This is a genomic window from Mycobacterium sp. (assembly GCF_035314665.1).
Taxonomy (GTDB): Bacteria; Actinomycetota; Actinomycetes; order Mycobacteriales; family Mycobacteriaceae; genus Mycobacterium.
Genome location: NZ_DATFZD010000132.1, coordinates 1 through 9,761, shown reverse-complemented (window position 1 = coordinate 9,761; position 9,761 = coordinate 1). Strand labels below are relative to the sequence as shown.

Sequence of the window (9,761 nt, the reverse complement as noted above, 5' to 3'; positions counted from 1 at the left end):
GGGATCGACAGGATGAGTCATCACCCGTACTGCTCAAGGAGGCATGACACCGTGAACGGACCACTAGTCGGGGCGCTGATGAGTTGGCGGCGCCGTTGGATTTGTGTCGTTGACCAGTTCGGCGACGGGTGTGGCCCAGGGATGATGCCGAACACCTCGTCGAGCAGGTTTGTGCTTGGTCTGGCCAGCGACAGAGTACGGTGGGACCGCGCGCGGCGGGTTTGGGCTGGGAATTGGCAACGATCGCCGAAAACCGCTCCGCGATCAGCCGTTTCGCGAGGTGCGGATTCATGAAATCGGAAATCATCCTCAAACACCACAACGGGCGCCCCGCGCCGGCTCCGGCGCCTCGGAAGTGGTGACATGATCCCTTACTCCGATGGCATTCCGGCCCGCCGGTTCCCGATTGTCAATGTCGCGCTGATCGTCGCCAACTTCGCGGTCTTTCTGTTTTACGAGTTGCCGAACGGGGAGGCGGCGGTTAACCAGGCGTCGTTCTATCCGTGCGATGTCGATAACGCCTGCCACGTTGGCTTGCCCTGGGGTGTTGGTTGGATCACGGCCATGTTCATGCATGCCGGCTGGGATCACATCCTCGGCAACATGCTGTTCTTGGCGATCTTCGGCAAGAACGTCGAGGACGCGTTGGGGCGGCTGGGCTATCTGGTCTTTTACTTCGCCGGCGGATTCGCCGCAATCATGATGCAGACCGCGATGACGCTGCTCTTCGGCACGGCGTCCGACGCGCAGATACCAACCCTGGGCGCCAGCGGCGCGATCGCCGCCGTGCTGGGTGCCGATTTCGTGCTCTATCCCAACTCACGCATCCTTACGTTCGTGGCGTGGTTCCCGGTCAGAATCCCGGCATGGTTCTTCCTCGGCGGTTGGTTCCTGTACCAGTTCTTCGAGGGCAACTCCGCGCTGGTTCACCCCTCGAACAGCGGTGGCAGTGGTGTCGCGTTCTTCGCCCATGTCGGTGGATTCCTCTTTGGTGTGGTCGTGGCCGGAGTTCTCGTCGCAAAGCCGTGCCGAGTGTCGCCGTCACGTTCGGGTAGCAGCAGCCGTGTCTCGACACCATCGGGGTCGAACAGGCACAGGGTGACCTCGTCGCCGGCCGATGCCACGGCGAAGTTCGTGCCGTCGGCGCTGGGTGTGGCGCCCAGCGGGTAGGCGCGGCCGGGCAGGATTTTCGGGCTCATCGGGTCCCCTCACCCGGCACGAGCCGCTGGATGACCTGCGATACCGTGGGGTAGGCCCGGTGGCGGCGGCGGATCACGTCGCCCACCAGCGCGGTCCACCCGGTTTGATGGGATGCGCCCAGGCCCGCGGCGTTATCGCCGTGGAAGTACTCGAAAAATAGCAGGTTGTTCCGCCAGCGGGGGTCGGCCTGAAACCGGCTCACCCCACCGAAGCAGGGCCGGGATCCGTCGCTGCCGACAAGGAAGATCGACACCATGCGTTCCCAAAGGTCGGAGGCGACCGCGTCGAGGGTGACGCAGCTGCCCGAACCGGTCGGGTATTCGATCGTCAGATCGGCACCGAAGAATTCGTGGTAGCGCTCCAGTGCCGTCGCGGCGAGGTAGTTGAGCGGAAACCACACCGGGCCCCGCCAGTTGGAGTTGCCGCCGAACATCGCGGTGGTCGACTCGGCGGGCTCGTAGTCGATGGCGGCGCGCACGCCGCTGATGTCCAAAACGTACGGATGGTCCCTGTGGTAGGCCGACAAGGAACGCAGCCCGTGCGGCGAGAGGAACTCGGCGGGGTCGAATAGGGTTTGGCAGAGCCGACGGACCCGCTCGAGGCTGGTTACCCCGACCAGTAGCCGCCGCTGGCCGGGCGTGCCGCGCAGGATCCCCGCGGCGGCCATGTCCTCGGTGCTGCCCAGCCCACGGCGTCGCAGGTAGTCGGCGAACCCCTTGTCCGTCACCAACGATTGGTCGATGGCCTGCTCGTTGACCACCGCCGCGGCGAGCAGCGGGATCATCGCGACCATCGAGCGCACCCGGACCGGGACCGCTTCGCCATCGGGCAGCACAATCCGGTCATAGAACATGCCGTCGCGCTGGTCCCAGACACCCACCGTCTGCAGTGCGTCCGCGATGCCGGCGAAGTGCTCAAGGAACTTCTGCACCAAATCGAGCGTGGGTCGCTGCCCCGACCCGTAAAGGATCGCCGCAATCGTGGCCATCGACAGCGCGTACCCCGCCATCCACCCGGTGGCGTCGGACTGTTCCAGGACACCTCGGACGGGAAGGTGGGATCGGTCCAGCGGGCCGATGTTGTCCAGCCCCATGAACCCGCCCTCGAACAGGTTGGAGCCGTTGGCGTCCTGCCGGTTCACCCACCAGGTGAAGTTCACCAACAGCTTGTCGAAAATCCGGCTGAGAAAGTCGAAGTCGCGGCCCCCGTCGATACCAAACACCTCCAGCGCCGCCCAGGCCTGCACCGGCGGATTGACATCGGAGAAATCCCACTCGTAGGCGGGCAGCGCCCCGTTGGGGTGTTGAAACCACTCGCGGCACAGCAGCGACAGCTGGTACTTCGCGAACGCCGGATCGACGTGCACCAGCGCGACGCAGTGAAACGCCAAGTCCCACGCCGCAAACCACGGGTACTCCCAGGTGTCGGGCATCGACATCACGTCGAACGCCTCGAAATTGCGCCAGCGGGCGTTGCGGCCAGATTTCCGCTGCGCCGGGGGTGGCGGCTGGGTCGGGTCACCGTCAAGCCAGCGGGCCACCCCGTAGTAATAGAACTGCTTGCTCCACAGCAACCCGGCGAACGCCTGGCGCATCACCGCGGCCTCATCGGCCGACGCCGCGGCCGGGGTGAGTTCGGCGTAGAACTCGTCGGCCTCGGCGCGCCGCTGGTCCACCACCCGGGTGAACTCCGCGCCCAGGGCCGTGGCCGGGTCCGGCCCGGTACCGGCCCGACGCAGCCGCAGCCGCAGCTCGGCGGTCGCGCCCGGGTCCACCGTGAGCCGGTACCACGCCGCGCACTTGGTGCCCCGCCGCTGCGGGCTGACGGTGTCTGCCCCGGACACGACATGGTCGTTGATGCCGTCTTTGGGCCACCGCGAGGCCTCCGTAACCCCGTACAGCCGAGCAACATTCGTCTCGTTGTCGCAGAACAGCAGCTCCGGGCCACCGCCCGGCGGGGCCGGCCCGGGCAGCAGCTCGAGCTCACCAAGGAAGGGGTGCTCGGCGGCCACCGCGCCGGCGGCGGTGGCAGCCAGCGTCGGCGCGACCGTCCTGACGTCCCAGGACCAGGTGTTGCGGTACCAGAGAGTCGGCAGCACGTGCAGCAGTTCGGTTTCCGGCCCGGCGTTGGTCACGCCGATCGTCATCAGTACGTCGGTCGGGTCGGCCTTGGCGTAGTGCACATCGACGATCCAATAGCGGTCGTCGTCGAAGACGCCGGTGTCGAGCAGCTCGTACTCAAAATCGAACTTGCCGCGCCGCCGGTTCTTATCCAGCAGCTGCTGGTAAGGGAACGCCTGCTGCGGATAGTGGTAGCGCCAGCTATTCCACGTGTGGCTGGGTAAAGCGTCGAGGTACCACCAGTACTCCTTGACGTCCTCGCCGTGATTGCCCTCGGTCCCGGTCAAGCCAAAGGCCCGCTCCTTCAGAATGGGGTCGCGCCCGTTCCACAACGCCAGCGCCAAACACAGCCGCTGCTCAATGTCGCAGAAGCCCGCCAGCCCGTCCTCGCCCCAGCGGTAGGCGCGCGAGCGCGCGTGATCGTGCGGCAGGTAGGTCCACGCGTCGCCGTCGGCGCTGTAGTCTTCGCGGACTGTGCCCCACTGCCTTTCGCTCAGATAGGGTCCCCACAAATACCAGTCGCTGGCCTGCCGCAAGCCCAGATCGAGCCGGCCGAACCCATCGACTCGGGTTCGCTCCACACCCCGGGCCACCGTCATGTCGAACCTCCCGATCGCCTGCGAGCGAAGAGCAGGCCAGCTAACGTGCATCCTCGCATGACAAGGTGATCACACGGCGATCGGCTTACTCGTTTGCGTGTAGCAGCAGACGAAGCCGGTCGGTCTTGTCCGCTGTCCATCCCGGGGGTTGCAGGATCGCCGCCCACGCGTTGGCGATGTCTTTGACGTAGCGGTGTCCGTGCCCGTCGGAGACGGCGACGGCGACGGCCATGTCGGCCGACACTTGCAGGAAAGTCACGAACGGGATCCACTGCACGCTGGGCAGCACGTCGTACCCGCGCTTCTCGCGCAACCAAGCGGGCTTGCGGAATAGCAGCGCCGTATTCCACAGCGCGGCCCCGAACGGGCTTGGGACTGGAGCACCGTCAGCACGATCCGCCGTGCCACACCCGCGCGAACCTAGCCCAACACCGTCCTGCCCAACGCGACGCCGATACTGATACCCCGCCCCCCTTGCCGAAAGTGCGGGAATCGCGACACCACATTGCCCTTCTCGTCTACGACCTGTCCCGCCATGGATGCACCAGCTGGTCAAACGCTACGAGACCGTGGGTGCGGCGGCGTTCGAACCGCGCTCCCGCCGCCCGCATCACAATTCCCGCGTGGTCGGTGCCGAGCTTGAAGAAGAAAAGATTGTGCGGCTGCGCAAAACCCTGGTGGGCTTTGGGGGCGTTGAGGCAAACACGCTATTTCCTTGCACCCCCCACGGCCGCCGAGCAGACTTTGAGTCGAGTGATTGGCGGCACGGGCGAGGCGGCAGATGAACAACAAACCCATCGAGCAGCCCGCAGTGGCGAGCGCCCTCGACAGGATCGGCGCCCGGAGGATCTTGCAACGCGTCGGTGTCGGCCACGAACCCGGGTCGGGTCTTCCCTCCGATACACGGGAGGTGCGCCAGCTGCTCGCCGACGATGGCTTTGACCAGGCGCTTGAGCGGCTCGCGCGAAAGCTGGACAGGGAACCGTCGGACGTCAGGTCCGAGGCTGCCGGATATCTGCGGGAGATGGCGGCGACGCATTCAGCGCGGGTCGAGAGGGTATGGGATGACTTCGGGCAGTGGTTGAACCGCGCGCACGATGTCGAGGTCGACGAGGAACAGGCTCGGCGGGTTCGGGCTTTGAACCGCAAGCACTCGCTGCTGTTCCTGATGTCGCACAGGTCCTACCTGGACGGGTTCATCTTGCCGGTTGCGCTTATGGCGCATGGTATCGACGCGCCGTTCACGATGGGTGGCGAGAACCTGAATTTCTTTCCAGTCGGGGCCATCGCCCGCCGCACGGGCGTCGTCTTCATCCGGCGGTCGACCGCCGACATTCCGGTCTATCGTTTGGCGTTGCGTTCCTATATCGGCCAGCTCATCCGCAATCGCCAGAATCTGTGCTGGTCGATCGAGGGTGGGCGCACCCGGACCGGAAAGCTCCGACCACCGGTGTACGGGATTCTGCGGTACGTTGTCGACGCCGTCGACGCCTCGCCCGGCACCGATCCGGTGATCATCCCGGTGTCGATCGTCTACGAGCAGCTGCATGAGGTGCCGCTGATGACGACGGAGGCACGCGGCGGCCGCAAGCGGCCGGAGAATCTGAGGTGGCTGGTGAATTTCGCGCGGTCACAAAGTGATCGGCTGGGCCGAGCCTACCTTGACTTCGGCACGCCGATACCGGTTCGCGAACGGCTCGCCGAGTTGCGCGCAGACCACCCGGACGGCGGTCATGCCGTCGAGCGGATCGCGCTGGATACCTGCTACCGGATCAACCGTGCGGCCCCGGTCACCGTTACCGCTGTCGTGTGCCTGGCGTTGCTCGCCGCGGATCGGTCCCTGACCCTCGACGAGGTGCTCGGCACCATCGCGCCGCTGGCTCGCTATATCGAGGGGCGCGGCTGCCCGGTGGCGGGGGGTGTCAACCTGACCGATCGGACGACGATCCGCCGGACGCTGCACGAGCTGGTCGCCTCAGGTGTGCTGTCGAGCTACGGCGCGGGCACCGAAACCATCTGGGGCGTAGGGGCGCAGCAACACCTCGTTGCCGCTTTCTACCGCAATACCGCCGTCCACATCCTGGTGGATCGGGCGATCGGCGAAGTGTCGTTGGTCGCGGCGGCCGAAACCGACGGCGACGCGGCACAAGTCGCGGTACAGGAGTCGCTGCGGCTGCGCGACTTGTTGAAGTTTGATTTCTTTTTCCCGGGACGCGCCGAGTTCACCGAGGAGATGCGCGCGGAGCTGGCCGGGGTAGACCCGACGGCCGCCGACTTATTCGACACGTTCTCCGCTGCCGACGCCCGTAGCTGGTTGATGGAGGTGCGGCCGTATACCGCCCACCTGGTGCTGCGGCCGTTCCTGGACGCCTACCATGTTGTGGCCGATCGACTTTGCGAGTGGGAAGCCGACGAAGAGTTCGACGAGAAGCGATTTCTCGACGAATGCCTACGGGTCGGGAAGCAGTGGGTGCTGCAGCGGCGGTTGGCCAGTGAGGAATCGGTATCGCTGGAACTGTTCAAACCCGCGTTGCGGCTCGCCCGTCATCGCGGCTTGCTCGACTCGACGACGCCCGAACTGTCCAAGCTGCGCAGGGAGTTCGCCGACGAGATCGCCTCGACGGTACGACGAATCAACGAAATCGCGTCGCTTGCAAAGTTGGCCGGTGCGCAACCCTGAGCGAGGCGAGATCCCGTCCGGCGAGTTCGCCGGGAGGTCGCGGTGGGAATGCCCCAGGCCCAGATAAGGACGAAAAGCGCTGACGCCCAGTACTACAGCCGCACTTCGTTCAAGACAAATCGCCCGGAGCTAGGCATGACAGCGCGATTACGTCCGATCAACGGAGACGGAGTCTGGCATTCATCTGGGTGCCGAACAGTGCCGCGGGTACGGCCCGGTTGCCAGAGCTGCGCTGAGTGCTGCGGCCCTTCGACCCGCCCGAATGCGCTCCGTTGCCCGAAATTTGTCGCTTGCCAGGGTGATGGGACCACCGTTTTGCCACGAGTATGGGACCGGGTTGTTTCCGGTTGCGGGGCCGTGTGGTGATGGTGGCCTATGAGGGCGCTGCCGGTCAATCCGACGGCGTCGTATGGGCCTGCTTTGCGAGATGGGGTTTCTGGCGTTGCCGCTAGGACTGACCTTCGACGACGGGGGCGCCGCTGACCTTAACCGACGAGGACCCCCCTCAGCGCGACAACCCGGTGGCGGCTGCGCAGCGCTCAGCGGCGGCCCAGGCCAAGGCCTCCCGCCACCAAGCACCCGACGGCACCGTGCTACGCAACTTCCGCGCCGTGCTCAACCACTTGGGCACCCTGACCCGCAACCGAATCCGCTACCAGGGCACCAACATCGAGATCGACATCCTCACCGAGCCCACCCCTGAGCAGCGCCGCGCTTTCGAGCTCATCGAGGCCACCATTCCCCTCACCATCGCCGCGTAGTCAGAACCACCAACCCACCAAACTCACAAACCCCACGTCAAAGCCCAAATCGGCTCCCCAAGCAGCCGTAACTTCGGGCTAGCGAGGAGAGCGCGGATCCGGCAGCACCTTCGGGTCGTCGTCCAGCACAAAGCCGTAGCGGGAATCGGGACCGGTTGGCACGCTGGCGCGCCACCACCCGTCGTCACCGCGAATCATCAGGTGCAACCTGCCATTCCTGCCTTGAGTCGTCATGCGGTTCTGCGCAGAACGACCCTTGTGATGCTCTTGCCCATACCACCGTCCTAACCTCCAGTGCCATCGCCTGATCTGCCGGCGTCAGCCAGGCGATGTCGCCAGGCGGGACATGTCGAGTGCGTAGGCGTCGTAGGTGACGGCACGCATCGATCTCGTCCCCACGGTTGCATCGAGGTACAGGCCGACCGCGTAGTGCTGGACGACCCGGTTGCGCCAGCCGGCGTCCGATTTGTTCGAGCTGTGCGCTCAGATCGACCTTTGCCATCACGGGCTCTGTCTGTCATTTCACGGCGGGCTCTTCCCCCCATGGTGCTGATCGTCGACGCTTCGGAGCCGGCCGTCATTGTTCGGGGCGTGTTGGGCATCGTCTGGAGATCGATGCTGGCCTGGGGGGTGCTGACCACCATCTTGAGCGTACTGATCCTGGTATGGCCTGGGAGAACTGGCGCGGCCTGGCCACCCGCGACGACAAACTCGCCCTCACCTACCGGGCAGCTGCAGTCCTAGCCGCAATCTGCGCCTGGCTACGGCATTAAGAGACACGCCTTAATCCGCGATGAACGATTTGTAGAGCTCGTACGAGGCCTGCTCGACCGTGTTGCGTACCAGCTTTCCGTCTCCGCGGACCTCCCAGATCGCGGTGCCGGTCATCGCGACCGGCTTCTGGTCGGCTTTCGTGCCCAAAAAGCCGTTGTTCGTCCCGTACAGCACCCATCGGCTTGTGACGCGGCTGCCGTCCTCGTTCTGAAATGTCTCGATGGCGTCGAGCTCCAGGTCGTTGACTTCTTCGATGAGGTTTCTGATCCAGTTCTTGAAGTTGTTTTTCCCTGAGATTTCCTGGCCGCCGACCACGGCGACGACGTCGTCGGTCACGAACCGATCCACCGCATCGGGGTCATGCGCGTTCCACACTTCGTCAAAGAACTTCAAAACAATCTCAGTCGATCGCATGGGTTGCACGATTCCACTCGTCCGGCACGGACGGGTGGTTTTCAAGACATCGGGAGGGAGTTCGGTGTGCGCTGGTGTGCCTATCGTGAGTCATGGACGTCCGGGTTCTCGGACCGCTCGAGGTGTATGCCGACGGAACGGATGTCACGCCGACCAGACCGAACCAGCGCACCGTTCTCCCGGTGCTGGCGGCCCACCCGGACAGACATGTCCGCGCGGACACGCTGATCGACGCGCTCTGGGGACCCGACCCACCGCCGAACGCCGACCGCACGCTCCGCAGCTACGTCTCCCGGCTCCGGGCCGTCGTGGGGCGGCTGTATCGTAGCGGGCCGCGGTGGATTCTGCTTGCGCACCAACGAGATTCAGCTTGAATCAACGGAATTCGAGCGGCGGGTAGCCTCGGCCAAGCAACTGGCGGCCCCTGCCGCGGCGGACGCCCTGCGGTCCGCAATCGATCTGTGGCACGGCCCCGCGTTCCGGGAGCTGGCCGACCTCGAGCCGGTGTGCGCAGCGGCCCGTGCCCTCGAGCACCGCCGGATCGGTGCACGCGAGCAACTCGCCGACGCGCTGCTGCGATCCGGCCAATTCGCCTTCGCGGAAGCCGAGGCCCTGCTGATCGAGCTTCCGCAAGATGAATGCGCCTGGGAGGTCATGATCCGGGCGTTGAGCGGCGCCGGGCGGACCGCCGAGGCACTGCAGGCCTACCGCCGGGCCCGCGACGCGCCGTCAGCCGTCGGGCTCGACCGCCCGAACGACTGCGGCAGGCCCAGCGCGACGCGTTTGATGCGCCGGTCCGGCCAGCAGTCGCGACGGTCGGCGACGAGGTGGTGGGCCGCGGCCAGGATCTGGCCGCCCTGGCTGAGATCGTCGACCGCCAGCGCCTGGTCACGATCGTCGGACCTGGCGGTGTCGGCAAGACCACGCTGGTCCGCGGGCATCGTCAAGTTGTTGACCTGGTGTGGTGCTGCCAGGATTGGTCGTTTGTGGCGATTGCGGCGAGGTACAAGGGCTATCGGTATCCGATCGAGGTCATCGGGCACGCGGTGTGGCTGTATCATCGTTTCGCGCTGCGCCTGCGCGACGTCGAGGACCTGATGCTGGCCCGCGGCGTCGTGGTCACCTGCGACCCCGCCCCGGCGACAAATGGCACCTCGACGAGGTTTTCGTGAAGATCAACGGCACCACTCATTATCTGTGGCGCGCGGTCGAC

Annotated in this window: 6 protein-coding genes and 4 pseudogenes; 6 read left to right on the top strand and 4 right to left on the bottom strand. The window is 65.5% G+C overall.

What is annotated here, in order from left to right; all coding sequences use genetic code 11:
* Window positions 1-363 precede the first annotated feature (363 nt).
* Window positions 364-1,170, top strand: coding sequence for a rhomboid family intramembrane serine protease (locus tag VKI00_RS10350; RefSeq protein WP_324437335.1), 807 nt, complete (start codon window positions 364-366; stop codon window positions 1,168-1,170).
* Window positions 1,171-1,195: 25 nt separating this feature from the next.
* On the opposite strand, the gene VKI00_RS10345 is transcribed toward VKI00_RS10350, so the two are convergent.
* Window positions 1,196-3,919, bottom strand: coding sequence for an MGH1-like glycoside hydrolase domain-containing protein (locus VKI00_RS10345; protein WP_324437333.1), 2,724 nt, complete (start codon window positions 3,917-3,919; stop codon window positions 1,196-1,198).
* An 85-nt stretch (window positions 3,920-4,004) separates the two neighbouring features.
* A pseudogene (locus tag VKI00_RS10340) lies at window positions 4,005-4,268 on the bottom strand (alpha/beta-hydrolase family protein); the annotation flags it as partial.
* Window positions 4,269-4,700: 432 nt separating this feature from the next.
* Here VKI00_RS10340 and VKI00_RS10335 point away from each other — a divergent pair.
* A complete protein-coding gene (locus VKI00_RS10335) occupies window positions 4,701-6,599 on the top strand; it encodes a lysophospholipid acyltransferase (RefSeq protein WP_324437331.1) in 1,899 nt (632 codons plus the stop codon).
* Between the two features lie 473 nt (window positions 6,600-7,072).
* A pseudogene (locus tag VKI00_RS10330) lies at window positions 7,073-7,360 on the top strand (IS1634 family transposase); the annotation flags it as partial.
* Between the two features lie 783 nt (window positions 7,361-8,143).
* Here the strand turns inward: VKI00_RS10330 and VKI00_RS10325 are convergent.
* On the bottom strand, window positions 8,144-8,548 hold the full coding sequence (locus tag VKI00_RS10325; protein ID WP_324437328.1) for an ester cyclase: 405 nt from the start codon (window positions 8,546-8,548) through the stop codon (window positions 8,144-8,146).
* A 92-nt stretch (window positions 8,549-8,640) separates the two neighbouring features.
* Here VKI00_RS10325 and VKI00_RS10320 point away from each other — a divergent pair, with 92 nt between their 5' ends.
* Complete coding sequence (locus tag VKI00_RS10320) at window positions 8,641-8,922, top strand: AfsR/SARP family transcriptional regulator (RefSeq protein ID WP_324437326.1); 282 nt, start codon at window positions 8,641-8,643, stop codon at window positions 8,920-8,922.
* Window positions 8,897-9,211 (top strand): annotated as a pseudogene (locus VKI00_RS33770) (AfsR/SARP family transcriptional regulator); the annotation flags it as partial. The gene VKI00_RS10320 and the pseudogene VKI00_RS33770, both read left to right, overlap by 26 nt.
* Window positions 9,212-9,252: 41 nt before the next feature.
* Here the strand turns inward: VKI00_RS33770 and VKI00_RS10310 are convergent.
* A complete protein-coding gene (locus VKI00_RS10310; RefSeq protein ID WP_324437322.1) occupies window positions 9,253-9,495 on the bottom strand; it encodes a hypothetical protein in 243 nt (80 codons plus the stop codon).
* Window positions 9,496-9,540: 45 nt separating this feature from the next.
* Between VKI00_RS10310 and VKI00_RS10305 the strand changes: the two are divergent.
* A pseudogene (locus VKI00_RS10305) lies at window positions 9,541-9,761 on the top strand (DDE-type integrase/transposase/recombinase); the annotation flags it as partial.